At 41.4% G+C, this 18,446-nt stretch carries 19 protein-coding genes; 2 read left to right on the plus strand and 17 right to left on the minus strand.

Features of this window, described 5'->3' with window-relative positions; genetic code table 11:
* Nucleotides 1-75: 75 nt before the first annotated feature.
* From AB2B47_RS03865 to AB2B47_RS03905, 9 genes are all read right to left on the minus strand, one after another.
* Nucleotides 76-1,740 carry a DAK2 domain-containing protein gene (locus AB2B47_RS03865; RefSeq protein WP_006152972.1) on the minus strand — a complete coding sequence of 555 codons (1,665 nt, stop codon included), beginning with the start codon at nucleotides 1,738-1,740 and terminating at the stop codon, nucleotides 76-78.
* Nucleotides 1,741-1,742: 2 nt separating this feature from the next.
* On the minus strand, nucleotides 1,743-2,108 hold the full coding sequence (locus AB2B47_RS03870) for an Asp23/Gls24 family envelope stress response protein (RefSeq protein ID WP_000216443.1): 366 nt from the start codon (nucleotides 2,106-2,108) through the stop codon (nucleotides 1,743-1,745).
* Nucleotides 2,109-2,260: 152 nt separating this feature from the next.
* Entirely contained in the window at nucleotides 2,261-2,449 is a 189-nt protein-coding gene (gene rpmB / locus AB2B47_RS03875) for a 50S ribosomal protein L28 (protein WP_001140948.1), read from the minus strand.
* 106 nt (nucleotides 2,450-2,555) lie between these two features.
* A complete protein-coding gene (locus AB2B47_RS03880; RefSeq protein WP_320693674.1) occupies nucleotides 2,556-3,230 on the minus strand; it encodes a LiaF transmembrane domain-containing protein in 675 nt (224 codons plus the stop codon).
* 4 nt (nucleotides 3,231-3,234) lie between these two features.
* The gene (locus AB2B47_RS03885; protein ID WP_004250544.1) at nucleotides 3,235-3,681 is read right to left on the minus strand and encodes a LytTR family DNA-binding domain-containing protein; all 447 of its coding nucleotides are present in this window, start codon (nucleotides 3,679-3,681) and stop codon (nucleotides 3,235-3,237) included.
* A 118-nt stretch (nucleotides 3,682-3,799) separates the two neighbouring features.
* Nucleotides 3,800-4,303 carry a phosphatase PAP2 family protein gene (locus AB2B47_RS03890; protein ID WP_320693675.1) on the minus strand — a complete coding sequence of 168 codons (504 nt, stop codon included), beginning with the start codon at nucleotides 4,301-4,303 and terminating at the stop codon, nucleotides 3,800-3,802.
* Nucleotides 4,304-4,415: 112 nt separating this feature from the next.
* Nucleotides 4,416-6,176: an ABC transporter ATP-binding protein gene (locus AB2B47_RS03895; RefSeq protein ID WP_006152811.1), complete on the minus strand. Its 1,761-nt coding sequence runs from the start codon at nucleotides 6,174-6,176 to the stop codon at nucleotides 4,416-4,418.
* Nucleotides 6,166-7,935: an ABC transporter ATP-binding protein gene (locus AB2B47_RS03900; protein WP_006152877.1), complete on the minus strand. Its 1,770-nt coding sequence runs from the start codon at nucleotides 7,933-7,935 to the stop codon at nucleotides 6,166-6,168. Before AB2B47_RS03900 ends, AB2B47_RS03895 begins: the two co-directional genes overlap by 11 nt.
* On the minus strand, nucleotides 7,919-8,380 hold the full coding sequence (locus AB2B47_RS03905; protein ID WP_006152958.1) for a MarR family winged helix-turn-helix transcriptional regulator: 462 nt from the start codon (nucleotides 8,378-8,380) through the stop codon (nucleotides 7,919-7,921). Before AB2B47_RS03905 ends, AB2B47_RS03900 begins: the two co-directional genes overlap by 17 nt.
* Nucleotides 8,381-8,588: 208 nt before the next feature.
* Here AB2B47_RS03905 and AB2B47_RS03910 point away from each other — a divergent pair, with 208 nt between their 5' ends.
* Nucleotides 8,589-9,263 (plus strand): hypothetical protein, encoded by a 675-nt coding sequence (locus AB2B47_RS03910; protein WP_320693676.1) that lies wholly within the window; start codon nucleotides 8,589-8,591, stop codon nucleotides 9,261-9,263.
* 44 nt (nucleotides 9,264-9,307) lie between these two features.
* Here AB2B47_RS03910 and AB2B47_RS03915 read toward each other — a convergent pair whose 3' ends face one another.
* Both AB2B47_RS03915 and AB2B47_RS03920 read right to left on the minus strand, forming a co-directional pair.
* Entirely contained in the window at nucleotides 9,308-10,024 is a 717-nt protein-coding gene (locus tag AB2B47_RS03915; RefSeq protein WP_006153100.1) for a YebC/PmpR family DNA-binding transcriptional regulator, read from the minus strand.
* Between the two features lie 97 nt (nucleotides 10,025-10,121).
* Nucleotides 10,122-11,492, minus strand: a complete 1,371-nt coding sequence (locus tag AB2B47_RS03920; RefSeq protein WP_006152808.1) for an MATE family efflux transporter — start codon at nucleotides 11,490-11,492, stop codon at nucleotides 10,122-10,124.
* 108 nt (nucleotides 11,493-11,600) lie between these two features.
* On the opposite strand from AB2B47_RS03920, the gene AB2B47_RS03925 reads away from it, so the two are divergent.
* Complete coding sequence (locus AB2B47_RS03925) at nucleotides 11,601-12,155, plus strand: GNAT family N-acetyltransferase (protein WP_006152957.1); 555 nt, start codon at nucleotides 11,601-11,603, stop codon at nucleotides 12,153-12,155.
* Nucleotides 12,156-12,199: 44 nt separating this feature from the next.
* On the opposite strand, the gene recA is transcribed toward AB2B47_RS03925, so the two are convergent.
* The 6 genes from recA to AB2B47_RS03955 all read right to left on the minus strand — a co-directional run bounded on the left by recA (nucleotide 12,200) and on the right by AB2B47_RS03955 (nucleotide 18,264).
* A complete protein-coding gene (recA, locus tag AB2B47_RS03930) occupies nucleotides 12,200-13,348 on the minus strand; it encodes a recombinase RecA (RefSeq protein ID WP_320693677.1) in 1,149 nt (382 codons plus the stop codon).
* Nucleotides 13,349-13,402: 54 nt separating this feature from the next.
* Nucleotides 13,403-14,659: a competence/damage-inducible protein A gene (locus AB2B47_RS03935; protein ID WP_006152854.1), complete on the minus strand. Its 1,257-nt coding sequence runs from the start codon at nucleotides 14,657-14,659 to the stop codon at nucleotides 13,403-13,405.
* Between the two features lie 76 nt (nucleotides 14,660-14,735).
* Nucleotides 14,736-15,794, minus strand: a complete 1,059-nt coding sequence (gene lytR, locus AB2B47_RS03940; RefSeq protein WP_036758132.1) for a glycopolymer--peptidoglycan transferase LytR — start codon at nucleotides 15,792-15,794, stop codon at nucleotides 14,736-14,738.
* Nucleotides 15,795-15,798: 4 nt separating this feature from the next.
* Entirely contained in the window at nucleotides 15,799-16,320 is a 522-nt protein-coding gene (locus AB2B47_RS03945) for a GNAT family N-acetyltransferase (RefSeq protein WP_006152987.1), read from the minus strand.
* A complete protein-coding gene (gene tsaE, locus AB2B47_RS03950; protein WP_006152806.1) occupies nucleotides 16,310-16,753 on the minus strand; it encodes a tRNA (adenosine(37)-N6)-threonylcarbamoyltransferase complex ATPase subunit type 1 TsaE in 444 nt (147 codons plus the stop codon). Before tsaE ends, AB2B47_RS03945 begins: the two co-directional genes overlap by 11 nt.
* An 89-nt stretch (nucleotides 16,754-16,842) precedes the next feature.
* Nucleotides 16,843-18,264, minus strand: coding sequence for an NCS2 family permease (locus AB2B47_RS03955; protein ID WP_006152781.1), 1,422 nt, complete (start codon nucleotides 18,262-18,264; stop codon nucleotides 16,843-16,845).
* Between the last annotated feature and the right edge of the window lie 182 nt (nucleotides 18,265-18,446).

Raw genomic sequence — 18,446 nt, forward strand, 5'->3', positions numbered from 1 at the left:
TCATGAGGAAATATGACAAATGTCACAAAAAAAGAAAGTTGATTTCTCAACTTTCTTTTTTCTATTATTTAATCTTTATTCCACACTGAAAAGATATGGATAAACCGGTTGTTGACCTTGGTGGATTTCTACTTCGACATCTTCGAATTCTTCTGCGATTTCTTGAGCAATTTGGTTAGCCAATTCTTCACTTCCGTCTTCTCCGACATAGAAAGTTACGATTTCACTGTCTTCGTCCAACATATGTTTCAATGTTTCAGTCAAGGTTTGGTGCATATCAGGATTTGATACGAGAATCTTACCATCCACCATACCAAGATTGTCATTTTCATGAATTTCTAGACCATCGATAGTCGTGTCACGAACGGCTGTTGTTACACTACCGCTGACAACGTCGCCAAGGGCTGCAGTCATGCGTTCTTGGTTTTCTTCGATAGACTTGCTTGGGTCAAATGCTAGAAGGCTAGTCAATCCTTGAGGAATTGTACGAGCTTCTACTACAACAGCTGGTTGTTCCAATACTTCAGCTGCAGATTGAGCTGCCATGAAGATGTTTTTGTTGTTTGGCAAGAAGATGATGTTACGAGCATTAACTTTCTCAACAGCCTTGACAAAGTCTTCTGTCGAAGGGTTCATGGTTTGTCCACCCTCGATGACATAGTCCACACCTTGAGCACGGAAGATGTCTGCCAATCCTTGTCCAGCTACTACTGCGATAAGAGCATATTCTTTTTCTTCAGCTGGCTTGCTGACTTGAGCTTCTTTTTCCACTTGAGCTTCGTGTTGGTTACGCATGTTATCTACTTTAACCTTGACCAAGCTACCATATTTAAGACCTTCTTGCATAACAAGTCCTGGATCTTCTGTATGGACGTGAACTTTAACGATTTCGTCATCATTGACAACAAGTAGAGAATCCCCAAGTTCGTTCAAGTAGTTACGGAATTCTTCGTAGTCAAACTCTTTAGCATAAGTTGGACCTTGCTTGAGGGCAACCATGATTTCAGTACAGTAACCAAAGGTAATGTCTTCAGTTGCTACATGTCCGGCTACAGATTTGTGGTGTTCTGCATTGATCATCTCACCCATATTGGCTGGAGTCGCTACAAAGTCTTCAGATGCACTGTATTCACCAGTAAGAGCTGAAAGGAATCCTTCATAGATGAAGACCAAACCTTGACCACCTGAGTCCACAACTCCAACTTCCTTCAATACTGGAAGCATTTCTGGAGTTTTAGCAAGGGCTGCTTTAGCTCCTTCCAAGGCTGCACGCATAACTTCAACTGCGTCATCTGTCTGTTCTGCTTTTTTCTTAGCACCGATAGCAGCTCCACGTGATACAGTCAAGATTGTTCCTTCAACAGGCTTCATAACAGCCTTGTAGGCAACCTCAACACCTGATTGGAAAGCAAGAGCTAGGTCTTTTCCTGTTAACTCTTCTTTTGTCTTGATGGCTTGTGAAAATCCGCGGAAAAGCTGAGAAGTGATAACTCCTGAGTTTCCACGCGCACCCATCAAAAGACCTTTAGCCAAGATACTTGCAGCCTCACCAACAGTTGAAGCTGGTTTGTCTGCTACTTCTTTAGCACCATTTTCGATCGTCATTCCCATGTTTGTTCCTGTATCTCCGTCTGGAACTGGGAAGACGTTCAATGAATTGACATATTCGGCTTGCTTGTTCAAACGAGTTGAAGCAGCCTGTACCATTTCTTGAAATAAGCTTGTAGTAATATTTGACACGATTATTCTCCTACAACTTTGATATTTTGAATGTAGACATTCACAGTTTGAGCAGTGATTCCAAGTTGGTTCTCTAGGCTAAAGCGAACACGTTCTTGGATGTTTTTTGAAACTTCACTGATTTTTGTACCGTAGCTCAATACAGTATATACATCAACTGCAATACTACCGTCTTCAGCTGCTTTAACGACTACACCTTTTGAATAATTTTCCTTACCAAGAAGGGCTTGGAAATTATCTTTGAGGGCATTTTTACTAGCCATACCGACTACACCAAAAATTTCAGTTGCTGCACCACCTACGACAGTAGCGATTACATCATCTGTCAGTTCGACTTGACCATCTTTTGTATTAATTTTTACAGTCATTTTTTTTACCTCAAATAGTTGATACTCTATTTTATCATATTTCAGCCCAACTGTAAAAGCAGAATGATGTATCATCGGATATTTGCTTGATTTTTCAAATGATTTCAGCTTTCGAGCAAAAGAAAAAGACCCTGTAGGTCTTTTCATGTTTATTAAACGCGTTCTACTTTTCCTGATTTCAAAGCACGAGCTGAAGCCCAAACTTTTTTAGGTTTACCATCGATAAGAACAGTAACTTTTTGAAGGTTTGGTTTTACGGCACGTTTAGTTTGGTTCATCGCGTGTGAACGGTTGTTTCCTGATACAGTCTTACGACCTGTAAAGTAACATACTTTAGCCATTGTGTTTTCCTCCTATTAGATCTAATATAGCGGATGTGCTAGCACCACATACCGTACTATGTTATCACACTTTCTTATTTTTGGCAAGGGAATTGGAAGACTTTTTTTATTTGACGTAGACGACACCGAGTTTCCCGAAAGCTACGTCTCCACGGATAATCAAGGTTTTGCTGGTTGGGGCTACAGGAGCATCTGCCTTGGCCGCACCACAAAAAGTTTCCACCTTTAGGTCCACTCTCCAGTGTTGGGGCACATAGATAACTGCATTCCCAAATCCGACTTCTATCTTCAAGGTTGCGCTATCTCCTAACATCTCCGCATTATCATAATAGATTTTGGCATTCCCAAATCCGACTTCAAACTGGTCTTCTACTAATTCTTGGTCTTGCTTGTAAAATGTACCTGCTCCAAAAGCGACTTCCTTGTCTGTCAGAATGGTCTTTTCACCATCATGCCACCATTTTTTCCCATTCCAAGTTCTGTTAGTATGAGTCAGCATACTTACTCCAAGCACGATTAGCACTCCCGCCCAGAACAATGATTGATTGGGAAGCGGTAAAATGTCATAAAAATGATTCGCAATCATGAGGGCCACTAGGGCTGTAACGGAGGCTGAAGTGAAATGACGACGAAGGATTGCCTCAACTGATTGATAGGCAAAAAATCCAATACCGATCAAGGGCCAAATTTCCCCTCCAAATGAAGGAATTCCAAAATTCCCCTGTAACAATACTAAAGCTGCCAATACTAGCAACACAATACCAAATGCTTTCTTTTTCATGTTCTTACCTCATGTTTCTTAGATTTTCTTTTAGGAGGGATTGGTAGTGCCGTGACACGTGAACCTCCTTGTGGGTTTGATAAAAGGAAATAGTGCCTGTCCCTGAGAAGGACTTGTCCACCGAGTAAACTTGCCGGATATTGGCAATGGTCGACTTGGAAACCCGACTGAAATAACGTGGCAGGATAGACTCTAGTTCATAAAGCTTGAGCCGAACCTCGTAGGCCTCTTTCTGGGTATGGGCGTAAATCTTGCTACCTTCCGTCTCAAAGAAGAGGATTTCTGCCAAGTCTAAGTAATACTCACCCGTCCCCTTGTAAAAGATTAACCTAGGAGCCTTGGTTTCTTGCAAGAGTCGTTGCAAGTCAGCTATCTCATCTGTCAGGGCTGCAGCCTTGATGACAATCTCTGTCTCAGTTAATTCACTATCAATCTCGATTCGTAACTTCATCCTATCTCCTTTCTGCATCTACTATACCAAAGGCCAGAAGACTTTACAAGGGCAAAAAAGCAAGTGGTCACTTTTAGCCCGTAAGTGGTTACGAGCCCAAGCCCACTTGCTTTGCTTCTTACAAAATAAAGAAAAGAATTCCCAAGAGGAGACCACAGGCGTAGCCAACTAAAACATCCTTGGGATAATGAACGCCTCCTAAGACCCGCACAAAGCCGAGAAGAGCTGATAAGACCAACAAAACCAACCCCACAGGAAGATTTGCATGCAGGCAAGCCATGGAAATAATGGTTGCTGAAAAGACGTGGCGACTAGGCATTGAATTGCCAGAACTGTCCTTGTCCAGTAGCGGAACAATTTCCCAAGTTTCATAAGGCCGTGGTTGATTGATCCACTTACGAACAAGCGTCAACAGGATAAAACCCAATGCTGGAACTAAGATATAAGCGTAAAGGTCGTTCCCACCCCCTTTACTTACAAAGTTTGTCCCCAACAAGGTCAAGTAAGCTAAGGGCATCAGAACTGTCATCATTCGATTAAAGACTCGCATCAATTGCAATAATTGTGGATGTCGAAGAAGATTTGATTTCCTCTTCTCGTACCACTCTTGATAGTTTTTCATCTGTTTTCTCATTGTTTCTAGATTTTACACAAGAAGCCTGACAGAACGAGTCCGCTAGCATCTCCTACTCTAGTATAGTGCAGAAAAAGAAGGCCGTCAAGCCTTCTGAGATTTATTCTTCTGCTTGGTCTTCTGTAAATTGACTATTGTAGAGGTCTGCATAGAAACCACCCTGAGCCATCAGCTCATCATGATTTCCTTGCTCGATGATATTTCCTTCTTTCATGACCAGAATCAAATCAGCATTGCGGATCGTAGACAAGCGGTGGGCGATGACAAAGGATGTGCGTCCCTCCATCAAACGGTCCATAGCCTTTTGAATCAACTCCTCCGTACGAGTATCGACTGAGGATGTTGCTTCGTCCAGAATCAAGAGCGGAGCATCCTTGAGCAGAGCACGAGCGATGGTCAAGAGTTGTTTCTGTCCGACTGACAAGGTCACTGTATCATCCAAAACAGTATCGTATCCATCAGGTAAGGTTGTGATGAAGTGGTTGATTCCGACTGCTTTGGCAGCTTCAATCACTTCTTCATCACTAATTCCTGTTTGATTGTAGATGAGATTGTCTCGAATGGTTCCTTCAAAGAGCCAGGTATCCTGCAAGACCATTGAAAAGGCATCGTGTACTTCTGAGCGCTTCATAGCCTTCGTATCCACACCATCAATGCGAATACTTCCCTTATCAATCTCATAGAATTTCATCAAGAGGTTAACAATGGTCGTCTTCCCAGCACCAGTTGGTCCGACAATCGCGACCTTTTGACCTGCATGAGCTGTCGCAGAAAAGTCATGAATGATTGTTCGCTCCGGTGTGTAGCCAAATGAAACCCTGTCAAAGACCACTTCACCCTTCATGTTGGTCAATTGTCTTTCCTTATGAGATTCATCTTCCATTTCCTCTTCACCTAGAAATTCGAAGACACGAGTCATGGCTGCACTAGCTTGTTGTAAGCTGGTAATTCCTTGGGCAATCTGTGATAAGGGCTGCGAGAAGGTTCGAACATAAACCATGAAGGCTACAATAATCCCGATACTGATATACCCTTCAAGAGCCAAGGCAGCACCGACGATAATGACTAGAACATAACTAAAGTTGCCTACAAAGACCATGGCAGGCATCATAATTCCAGAGATAAACTGAGATTTCCAGATGCTATCATGTAGATTCTGATTCAAGCCTGCAAATGTATCTTTTGTTGGTTCCACAGCATTATAGCTGGTCACCACATTGTGGCCAGAGTACATTTCTTCCACATAGCCATTTACAGCTGCTAGGTTATTTTGTTGAGCTTTAAAGTAGCCCTGCGACTTGGCCATAATTACGGAAACCGCCGTAAATCCAACAAGGGTTGAAACAACGGTTACCAGAGCCAAAATCCAGTTCATACCAAACATAGTAATCAAAACAGCAATCAGTAAAAAGCTAGCTGAAAGAACTGTCCCAAGGCTTTGGTTAAGAGACTGAGCTGCTGTATCAACGTCATTAGTCACACGAGAAAGGGTGTCCCCTTGAGAATGACGGTCAAAATAAGCAAGTGGCAAGCGATTGATTTTCTCAGCAATAGCTGTCCGCAAACGTTTTGAGAAATGTTGGATACTAGTTGAAAAAATATAGGCTTGCGTATAGTTCAGGATAATCCCAAGCACATAGAGGATAACCAAAAAGCTAGCAATACTTGAGACAGCCTTTAGGTCAATTTCAGTCATTAACCCATCTGAAATCAAATTGGTAATTTCTTTGATCTTAGTTGGTCCATAAACCGTGATAATACTTGAACATATAGCCGCCACAACTGCGATTAGTAGGGGAAGTTGGAGACCTGCTAGAAAAGGTCTACATTGTTTCCATAAGGACATTTTCTTATTTTCCATGTTCCAATTCCTCCTTCGATAGTTGTGAATAGGCAATTTCTTGGTAAACTTCATTGCTTGCGAGAAGTTCCTTGTGGGTGCCTTGTCCCACGACTTTACCTTGATCCAAGACTAAGATCAGGTCTGCATCCATAATGGTTGAAATGCGTTGGGCAACGATTAACTTGGTCATGGATTGTGTTTTTTCAGCTAATACTTGACGCAAGATACGATCTGTCTTGTAGTCCAAGGCTGAGAATGAATCATCAAAAATGAGAATCTCTGGTTTACGAGCCAAGGCGCGTGCAATGGCCAAACGTTGTCTTTGTCCACCTGAGAAATTGGTCCCACCTTGAGCCACTTCTGATTCAAGACCCGCTTCCTTATCCTCTATAAAGTTTTTAGATTGAGCCAATTCCAGAGCTTGCCACATGGCCGTCTCACTTAGTGGCGTTTCTTGACTCTTACCAAAGTCGAGATTGCCCTTAACATCTCCTGAAAAGAGCACAGCTTTTTGAGGGATATAGCCAACTTTATTACGCAAATCTTCTAAGTCATAATTCTGAACATTGACGCCGTCTACTAGAATTTCTCCCTCTGACACATCATAAAAACGGGGCAAGAGGTTAACTAGAGTAGATTTACCTGAACCAGTTGAGCCGATAAAGGCAATGGTTTCCCCTGCTTCTGCCTTGAAGCTGACATGTTCCACAACTGCTTCTGAGTTTTTAGAGTAGCGGAAGGTTACGTCGCGGTATTCCACTTGACCAATTACAGAAGAGTTTGCTGTCTGTGGGTGACTAGGATTTTCAATAGTGGAATTGAGGTCCAAGACTTGATTGATACGACCTGCAGAAACCAAGGTACGAGGCAAGACGATAAAGAGAGCACCCATTAGTAAGAAGCCCATTACCACTTGCATAGCATAGGACATGAAGACCACCATATCGCTAAAGAGGGGTAGACGCTCTGTCAAGCTAGCGTCGTTGATAAGATAAGCACCAATCCAGTAAATGGCAAGGACCAAGCCGCTAGAAATCGCCATCATAATAGGATTCATAATGGCCATTAAGCGACTGACAAAGAGATTGAGTTGTGTGACTTCATCATTGGCTTCTTCGAATTTCTTATCTTGATATTCCTCAGCATTGTATGCACGAACAACCCGAATCCCTGTCAAGCTTTCACGGGTGATGCTATTGAGTTTATCTGTCAATTTTTGAATGACAGATTGTTTAGGAAAGGCCAAAGTCATCAAGACAGTTGTCATCAGAACATTGACAATGACTGCCACCACTACTGCCCAAATCCAGTATTCTGACTTGCCAAGAATTTTCCCAATAGCCCAGAATGCCATGATTGGTCCGCGAGTGACTACCTGAAGTCCCATGGTAAAGAGCATCTGAATCTGCGTGATATCATTAGTCGTCCGAGTCAATAGACTGGGAATTGAAAAACGTTTAATTTCTGTCTGGGAGTAATCCAAAACACGATTAAAAATATCGCTTCGTAGATGAGCCGTATAGGATGCTGCAACTCGAGCGGCAAAAAATCCAACTGTTACAGATGATAGGAAGGCTAAGAATGACAAACCCATCATCTTAGTTGCTGGCGACCAAAGGTCTCCCAACTCCGTACCTGGTGTTCCGAGTAATTCTGTTATTTTTGAAACGTAAGTCGGTACTTCTAACTCTAGATAGACCGAGCAACAGGTAAAGAGAAGAGTTATTAGAATCATGCCCCACTCTTTTCCTGTGATACGCTTAGCGAGTTTCTTCATTCTTACCTCCTATTTTTTCTACATTTGCTTGTAGTTGGCCCATGACTTCTTCAAAAATAGCGAGATTCTCTTCGGAAATACCATCAAGTAAACTACGGTCAATTCGATCAAAAAAAGACTTAACTTGCTTCATTTGAGAGCGTGATTTTTCGGTCAAATGAACAAATTTCGCCCGTTTATCACTTGGACTCACCTCCAACTCTACCAAACCATTTTGCACCATACGCTTGACCAAATTACTAGCAACTGACTTGGTAATATTGAGTTCTTGTTCAATATCTTTGATGAGTGTTAATTCTTGTTCATGCTCACGACGTTCTAAAAAACGAATGACCTGCCCTTGCGGTCCTCCCATAAATTCAATACCACAACGCTTGGCTTCCTTTTGTACCATCAGATGTAACTGGTGACCAAAACGTTTAAAGACCAACATCGGTTTATCCATGCTATCTCCTTCTAAATAAAAAATAGTTCTCTTGCGAACAATTAAGTTTCTATGAGAACTATTTTATCATTTTCAGAAAAGATGTCAAGAAAAAAGTTTCTATGAGAACTATCTCGGTATAAATTGACATCAGCTCTTATTTTATCTATAATAAACACTATCTCACACCTATAAGAACACTTCCTGATTAGAAATGAGAAACTCACAAATGAAACAAAAAGAAGAAAAAATTTTAGGAATCTTTGCCATCATCTTTGGAACCCTAGCCCTTCTTGGTTCCTGGCTACCAATCATTAGCATTCTAGCCTTTTTCTTTGCCATTATTGCTATAGCCCTAGGAGTTTTTGGTATCGGCCTTAATCTCAAAAATCGTAAAATATTGGCTATCATCGGAACAAGCCTAGGTATTCTATCCATTTTTCTTGTCTTAATGATGCAAGTATTACCTTCTGGTCTCTTTACTGACTTGGCTAAAAACTTTCGACACCCATACAGAAGTCTGACCTCTTTAACAGAAGATGACGATTTTGGAACGCTACCAGATAATAGCACCGATGAGGATAAGGACGACGAAGATACCGATTCCTTCACTTGGACTAAGGAGCAGTTCGATGCTTTGATAGAGGGAGACACTGCAAACAGGGGAAAAGGCGGCTCCAACTACAAAGATATCATCAGCAAGCATGGACTACCAGATTCTGAAATGGAATCAACCTCAGGTGACTACGACATCAAGAGAATCACCTATCTATCCCTCGGTTCAAACACCAAGACAGTCGTACTCACTTTCGCAAAGCAGGAAAACGGCCAGTTTCTTCTCGTCCGTAAATTTGCCCTAGGCTTAGATAGAAAAGAGCAAACTGATGATGGAGTGAAAGTTTAACATAACAAAAAAGCGAACAGCTATTAAGCCTGTTCGCTTTTCTATTAGAAGCCATCTACATTGGTATAGATTTTTTGGACATCTTCGTCATCTTCAAGAACGCCATAAAGTTTTTCAAAGGTTTCAAGGTCATCCCCTGACAACTCAACTTCTGATTGAGGGATCATCTCAAGTTCTGTCACTTGGAATTCTTCGATACCAGATTCACGCAAAGCCACAATAGCTTTGTGAAGGTCAGTTGGAGCTGTGTAAACAGTGATTGTTCCTTCTTCTGCTTCTACATCGTCTACATCGACATCTGCTTCAAGCAAGAGCTCAAAGATAGCATCAGCGTCATCACCAGAAAATACGATGACACCTTTGTTGTCAAAGAGGTAAGATACTGAACCTGAAGCTCCCATGTTTCCACCATTTTTACCAAAGGCAGCACGGACATTGGCAGCTGTACGGTTAACGTTTGAAGTCAAGGTATCCACGATCAACATAGAACCATTTGGTCCGAAACCTTCGTAACGACCTTCTGTAAAGGTTTCGTCTGTATTTCCTTTTGCTTTATCGATTGCCTTATCAATAACGTGTTTTGGCACTTGCGCTTGTTTAGCACGGTCGATAACGAATTTCAAAGCTGAGTTTGATTCTGGATCTGGATCACCTTTTTTAGCTGCTACATAGATTTCTACACCAAATTTTGCATATACTTTAGAGTTAGCTCCATCTTTAGCCGTTTTCTTGGCTACGATATTGGCCCATTTACGTCCCATTAGGAATCTCCTTTTTTCACATTTTAATCTTTCTTATTATAACACAAGTCTAGTCGATTTTCACTAGAGGAAATGGATTTTTCTTTTATAAATGAAGCTAGGATTGTCCGCCGACAGCCAAGATTTTCTTGCCTTCTTTTATCCAAGGGTGCTGAGAGAGTGAGATATAAAGCTGTGCAGTCATAACAAGCCAAAGTAGCGGTTCACATAGAATCACACCTGTATAACCTGCCCATGGAATAATCCAAGCGACGAAAACAATTTTCCCGATAAACTCGATAAAACTAGAGATGAGGGGTAAGAGTTTTTGACCGAGTCCCTGCAAACTATTTCTATAAATCAATAAAAGACTCAAAAACGGATAGAAAACAGAACTAATACGTAGGTACAAGGTTCCATTTTCAATCAAGAAACCATCTGTCGAACTCGCTAAGAAAGAAACTAGGCTAGGACTTGCAAAAAATAGGAACACACAAGCAAAGGTTGCCCAAGCCATACTCAAATAGCTCCCTAGACGAAGAACTTGGACGATACGATCTGGACGTTTTGCCCCAAAGTTTTGAGAGATAAAAGTCGTCATAGAAGCAGAAATTGCCGTCATTGGCAATAGGGCAAAGGCCATGATTCTACGTGCTGCCGTTTGGGCACTGATAATAACTGCTCCAAAGCCATTAACAGAGGATTGCAAGATGACACTTCCGACAGAGACGATTGAACCCATCAGCCCCATGGCTAGCCCCTGCTCCAAGAGATCGACATAGAGATCCTTATTCCATTTGAAGTGCTTAAGTTCTGGAAGAAGCTCTGGAACACTCTTGCGGATATAGAAATAACAGAGAATAGCGGACAAACCTTGCGAGATGATAGTTGCAAGACCTGCAGACTGAACCCCCAACTGCAGTTGTGTAATAAAATACAAATCTAGAATGACATTAACAATGGCTGAAAAGATAAGAAAGGCAAGCGCCGCAAGGCTATCACCAATCGAGCGTAGTAATCCTGCAAAAAGATTGTAAGCAAAGCTAACTCCCACACAGCTGACAATCATAGAGATGTATTCATAAGACTGGGGGAGAATTTCTGCAGGTGTTTCGAGATATTGTAAGAGTGGATAAAGGCCGAAGAAACCCATCAGCATCACAAGACCACTCAGGATTGCACCTAAAATCCAAGTCGCTGCGACAGCCTCTTTAATCTTTGTAAAATTACGAGCACCGTAAAGACGGGCAATAACAACTCCCATACCATTTCCGACTCCGAGGGCAAATCCAATAATCAAATCAAAAATAGCTGTCGTAGCTCCGACTGCCGCCAAGGAATTTTGTCCCAAAAAACGCCCAACAATCAAAATATCAGCTGTATTGTAGAGTTGCTGAAAGATATTGGACAGTAAAATCGGTAATGCAAAACTAATCAGTGACGGAAGAATGGGACCATGAATCAAGTCCACCGTTGATTTTTTATTCATAAGGCTATTATATCAGCTTTCAAGTTGAGGAACAAGGAAGTTTCCTTAAGAAAGCGTTGCCTATATGTAAACAATCTGGTATAATCGTGACAGAAAAGGAGGGTATGTATGAGCTTAACAAGTCAGTTAATTACAGATGTATTCCCAGACCTTGAGAAAGTGGAACAATTAAACAAGGAGGCCTTCCCTGAGGAAGAAAGGGTGCCCTTAGACGAATTTTTACTGTATCAAGATAGAGATGACGCCCACTTTTTCGCCTTTTATAACGAAGAAGAATTTGTCGGCTTCGCTTTTGCAATTTCTAATCAAAAAGCTTTCTACATTAGCTTTTTTGCCATTATGCCTCATCTCCGTAGCCATGGATACGGGAGAGAAATCATTGAAAAACTCATTGATTTTTACCAGCGTACCATGATTCTTGAAGTGGAGCGATTAGACGAAGACTGTGACAATCTCGAACAAAGAAAATCCCGAATGGAGTTCTATAAACAAAATGGTTTCAAAACAGCCAATGCTTTTTTAGAGTATGAGGGCCTTAGTTTTGAAATTCTCTATCGTGGCGACCACTTTGATGAAGAGGCCTATCGGAACATCTTTCAAAAATTGCAAGAAGAGAACTACTTCGACTTTCGTATCGAATACCGACGCTTTAGTGACCACTAGTCATCATGAAACAAAAAGTAGCAGTTTTACTGCTACTTTTCTTTTTATTCTTCAATTTCGATTTCAAGAGCGTCGCCCAAATCAAGTGTTACTTCTTGGTTAGAATCTGCATCAGCTGCTTCACTTGCTTTAGAACCTTCTTCCTCTTCAATTAAACCATATTGAACACGAACTTGGTGGTCAATTTCATCAAAGATCTCTGGGTGATCTGCCAAGTATTTCTTCGCATTCTCAGAACCTTGTCCGATTTTTTCACCCTTGTATGAGTACCAAGCACCTGCTTTTTGGATAATATCCAAATCACTAGCAATCTTCAAGAGTTCACCAGTTCTAGAAATCCCTTCACCATACATGATTTCAACAAGAGCTTCTTTGAACGGTGGAGCCACCTTGTTTTTCACAACTTTAATCTTAGTTTCTTTACCAACGTTCGTATCTTTTTGATCACCAGTTCCCTTGATTTGTGTACTTCCACGCACATCCAAACGGACTGAAGCATAGAATTTAAGGGCGCGTCCACCAGGAGTTGTTTCTGGATTTCCAAACATAACCCCTACTTTTTCACGCAACTGGTTGATGAAGATAGCAATTGTCTTTGTCTTGTTGATAGAAGCTCCGAGTTTACGCATAGCCTGGCTCATCATACGAGCTTGAAGACCAACGTGGCTATCTCCGATATCTCCATCGATTTCCGCACGAGGAACAAGGGCTGCAACTGAGTCAATAACCACAAGGTCAACCGCACCTGAATCAATCAATTTCCCAGCAATTTCAAGACCTTGCTCACCTGAGTCTGGTTGTGACAAGAGCAATTCGTCAATGTTAACCCCAAGAGCTGCTGCATAGGCTGGATCAAGAGCGTGTTCCGCATCGATAAAGGCTGCAATTCCGCCTTCTTTTTGTGCTTGCGCTACAGCGTGAAGGGCTACTGTTGTCTTACCTGATGACTCTGGACCGTAGATTTCGATGATACGCCCCTTTGGATAACCACCTGAACCGAGTGCAATATCAAGTGCCAAAGAGCCTGAACTCATCACTTGCACTTTTTGTTCTGCTCGCTCACCCAAGCGCATGATTGAACCCTTACCGAAGTCTTTTTCAATCAATTTAAGGGCATCATTCAAAGCTTTTTCACGATCAGCTCCAAATTTTTTCCCAATTTCATCTAATTTTTTTGTTGGTTTTTTCGCCATTTTGTTCTCCTATATTTTAATGATTCTAAGAACCTTCTTCTATTATATCAAAAGTCAGTCACTTAATAAAGCTTTGCGAACTAAGTTAAAAGCATGCATGACTGCAATTTTACGAACGTCTGCTCGACTTCTTCCAGCTATATTGACCTGAACAACTTCTGTGCCTGATGCTTGAGACAAACCGATAAAAACTGTGCCTGCTGGATGGCCTTCTAAACTATCCGGACCAGCCACTCCTGTCAAGCTAACCCCAAAGTCTGATTGAGTTTTAAGCCGTGCCTGATCTGCCATTTTTTCCGCCGTAAAGGCTGAAACAACTCCATGTTTTTCTAACTCTACTTGTGGAATATCTAACATCTTAGCCTTTTCTTCCAGACTATAAGTGACAAAACCACCTTTAAAGATAGCTGACACTCCCGAAAAGTCTGCCAAAGTTGCTTGAAAAAGCCCTGCTGTCAAACTTTCCGCAGCCGTTATGGTTTTATGCTGCTTTTTCAACTCCTCAACAACTACACTAGCTAGACTCGCTTCCTCACCATAACCATAGCAGATATCCTTTAAAGCAACACCTTCAAAAGTCTGGCGGGCAAGAATTTGAACCTCCAGACGATCCAAAGATTTTCTTGCTTCTTCTTGACTAGTAGCCTTGGTAGACAAACGCAGAGTCACTTCTCCCGTTTTTGCATAGGGTGCTAGAGTTGGATCAGTCTGCTCTTCAATCAAATCCGACAGAATCGTTACTAGCTGGCTCTCGCCAATGCCAAAGAAACGCAGCACACGTGAGTACAACTTAGCTCCAGTTGTCAATCTTGGCAACAGTTCATTTAAAACCATGGGTTTTAGTTCGCTTGGTGGCCCTGGTAGGACGACATAGGTCACGCCAGCCACCTCAATCATGCCTCCAACTGCTAGTCCTGTTTCATTAGGTAGCGGGATTGAACCCTCAACGATTTGAGCTTGGCGTTCATTATTTGGAGTTCGGGCATAGTCCGGTCGATGAGCAAAGAAATTATCTAATTTAGCCTGCGCTTGAGCATCAAAAGTTAAATCACGCCTTAGAAATTGTGCCAAGGTTTGTTTGGTCAAGTCATCCTCTGTCGGTCCCAGTCCTCCTGTTAGGATAACCAGATTGCTACGATTCTTAGCAATCTCCAACAAGGATAAGAGACGAGCCTCATTATCTCCTACAGCCGTTTGGAAGTAGACATCAACACCGATTTCAGCCAACTTTTCAGATAAAAACTGAGCATTGGTATTGACGATTTGACCTGTTAGAATCTCTGTTCCAACAGCTATGATTTCCGCTTTCATTTTTTCCTCCTACCTATCTATTCGGATTTCTTTGAAAAAATCGCAGGAAAATTCCTACGATTTTAGTATTCATTTCTTATTGTTCTTGTTGTACTTGTTGGCTTTGTTGTTCTTGATCTGCAACAGAACCAGTTGTTTGTGGTAAACGCCCATAAATATTTTCATACAAAACTACATTTGTCTCCAATTCGGTAACTTCTGGCTTATCCAATGAACGACGTAAAAGATTTTGCATCTCTAACATATGCTCAGATGTCACGATTTGGTAAGATGTCCCATCAATCATTGCATCCTCTCCACGCAATTGCTGAGACTCAATGTTCTTAAAGGAATCTTGGTAGCCCATCAACTGAGGAATCGTTGTTGTCGTAATCTCGATATTTGTCTGCATGTTATCGCTAAGAGCCTTCAAAATTTCTTGATAGTGGCTGACACTATTCAAACTAAGAATTTTTTCAACAATCTTTTGGATGACTTCGCGCTGACGTTTCTGACGACCGTAGTCTCCCTCTGGATCCTGATAGCGCATGCGTGAATATACTAGCGCCTCGTCACCATTTAGGGTTTGTTCCCCAACACCGATAGAAATCGTGTTAAATGGTTCCTGGTCTTGGATAGAGATTGGGAAACCTAGAGTGTTGTTTACTGTGATACCTCCGACAGCATCAACCATTCTTTGAAGACCGTGCATATTGACCATCACATAGCGGTCGATATGGATATTCATCATTTTTTGAATGGTCGAAATGGCAAGCTCTGCCCCACCATCAGCATAGGCAGCGTTGAGTTTAGCTTCTCTAACACTACCATCTGGTTGTTGGATTTGTGTCAGAATATCACGTTCCAAACTCATCATAACGACTTTCTTGGTTTTAGGATTCACTGTTACCAAAATCATTGAATCACTATTTCCTGCCCATGGGTCTGTACGTTCAACATTCCCCGTGTCCACCCCCATAAGAAGGATTGTCAATGGTTCAGTTGCCTCGATAACCTTGGTTTCTTCTCCGATTTGTTTATAAGTTTTGGCTAAAGTCTGTGTACTTTGTTGGTAGATAGTATAGGCATAAGCTCCCACACCAAGCACTGTCACAAGAACAAAGCCTAAAAACATTCCGATTATTTTTTTTGCCATACATTTATTTGTCTATCAGTCGACCCATCAGGTAAACATCAAGAAACTCTCCTCCTTCTATACAAGCGCCGCGTTCCTGCTGGCCTTCAATGATGAAGCCCAGCTTTTTATATAGATGAACAGCTGCCAGATTTCGTTTTTGAACTGTCAATTGTAAACGTCGAATACTTCCGCTCGACTGGGCCCATTCAATAGCTTCTTCCATCAAGATACTACCAAGACCATTTTCCCAATAGGCTTTTTTGATACCTAAAAAGATATCCCCAATATGCCGAACTCGCGGACGTTGATCAGCCGTTATATTGATCACTCCTGCCAATTCTTCATTCAAATAAGCTAGTAAAGTAATCTGATTATCCGACTGGGCCTGCTTGTTAATAAAACGCTGCATCTCAGATTCACTCATTGCAATTCCATTTTCATCCAGACTGGTAAAACTAGATTCATGACCAATCTGATCCAAAAGTGCAATAAGTTCTGTAGCATCTTGGGCTTCTGCTTCACGAATTAATAAATCATACTCCATCTGTCAACCTCTGCAAGAGTTCTGCTGCTCGTTGACCATGAGCATGAAAGACAACTTCGCGCCCCTCACCGTCTTTGAGAATTTCTAATTCCAAATAGTCGGCTGGAAGAGCCTCACCTAATAGGTGTCCCCACTCAATAACCGTCACACCTGAACCAAAAAGAAATTCGTCAAGGTCGATTGAGTCTGCATCTCCTTCGATACGATAAACATCCAAGTGATACAGGGGTAGGCGTCCTTCATATTCTCGAACAATGGTATAAGTAGGACTTTTGATCATTTGATGAATCCCTAGTCCTTTAGCTAGACCTTTTGTTAATGTGGTTTTTCCAGCACCTAATTCACCAGTTAAAATCAATACATCATTTTTTTCAAGTAGACTACCCAACTCTTGTCCAAGAGCGATTAGTTCATCTTCATTTTTTGTGTGCATGTTATTATTATACCAAAAAGTTTTCTTTTGCGACATTTCTAGTAATAAAAAAAGAGGAGTTTCCTCCTTCTTTTTTAAAGTTTTTGTCTTTAGTTTAGAGCCATGCTAATGTAGTTCAAGATGAACAAAGCGTCTAAAATCCAAATCATCACATGCACTTCCTTAACTTGACCTTTAACAATCTTCGCTAAAGTGTAAGTTAGGAAACCAACGGCAATCCCTTGTGTAATGGAGTAACTGAATCCCATAAAGATAGATGTGAAGAAGGCTGGAATAGCTTCTGACATATCATCCCAAGGAATGTTTTTCAAGTTAGAGAGCATCATAATTCCGACGATAATCAAAATTGGTGCTGTCGCAGCTGAAGGCACAATGGCAAGAAGTGGGCTAAAGAAGCTTGATAGAGCAAAACAGATAGCAACAACTAAGGCTGTCAATCCAGTACGTCCACCAGCACCGATCCCTGCTGCTGACTCAATATAAGTTGTAACGTTTGAAGTACCTGCAATGGCACCAACTGATGTCGCCACCAAGTCAGAATATAGAGCCTTATCCAATTTAGCTGATTCATTGTTCTCACCACTTGATGCGATGATCCCAACTTTTTCACCTGTACCTATAAGAGTACCAATTGTATCAAAAATATCAGTCAATGAGAAGGCAAGAATGGCCATCAAGGTTTCAGGTAAACGTGAAGTATTTGAAATCAGAGAACCCAAACCTTCTGAACCAAGGGCTGCACCAAATAAAGTTCCTAGGTCGTTAACTGCTGCTGAAAGATTGTTGCTAGCAAAATCGATTCCTGACAAATTAACAAGACCAACCGCAATCGCAAGGACTGTCGTTGTTAAGATAGAAAGGATGATCCCACCTTTAATACCTTTGACAACAAAGAAGATTGTAATGGCAAGACCTGCAATAGCTACCAATACTGCTGGGGTATTGAAATCTACCAATCCTGGAACAGCTGCTGCATTTGCAGTAATCGCTGCTTGAGCCTTATCTGCTCCTTCACCTGCTACAGTATAAGTCCCTGGGTCAATTGAGAATTTCAAGAGGCCAGCATTCTTAATACCAACATAGGCAAGGAAAACACCAATACCAGCTGAAATTGCTGAACGAAGAGTTGAAGGAATAGACTCAATGATCATTTTACGAACATTGGTCAATGTAATAATCAATGAAATAATCCCGCAGATGAAGACCATCCCAAGTGCTTCTTTCCAAGTATAGCCCATTCCGAATACAACCGTAAATGTGAAGAAGGCATTGAGTCCCATACCTGGAGCTTGCGCATATGGTAAGTTAGCATAGAAGGCCATCATCAAAGTCCCCACAACAGAACCGATGATTGTTGCCAAGAATACACCCTGAACAGGCATTCCTGTTTGTGAAAGCATTTGAGGGTTTACAAAGAGAATATAACTCATTGCAAAGAAAGTTGTTAAACCAGCAAGCACCTCTGTACGGACATCTGTCCCGTGCTCTTTTAGTTTAAATAGTTTGTCCATTTTTAATCTCCTTTGTCATTTTACGAACAATATGACTATTATATCATCAATCATTCACATTTTCAAGCTGTTTTTCCTATTTTTAAAAATTCTTAGAGGATATGATTCTTCTTATTTTTGCTTATAGTCAGCTTTTCTTTCAGCTTTTTGATATAATAGGAAACATCTTATCTGAAACTAAA

The sequence above is a fragment of the Streptococcus wuxiensis genome (assembly GCF_040888245.1).
Taxonomy (GTDB): domain Bacteria; phylum Bacillota; class Bacilli; order Lactobacillales; family Streptococcaceae; genus Streptococcus; species Streptococcus wuxiensis.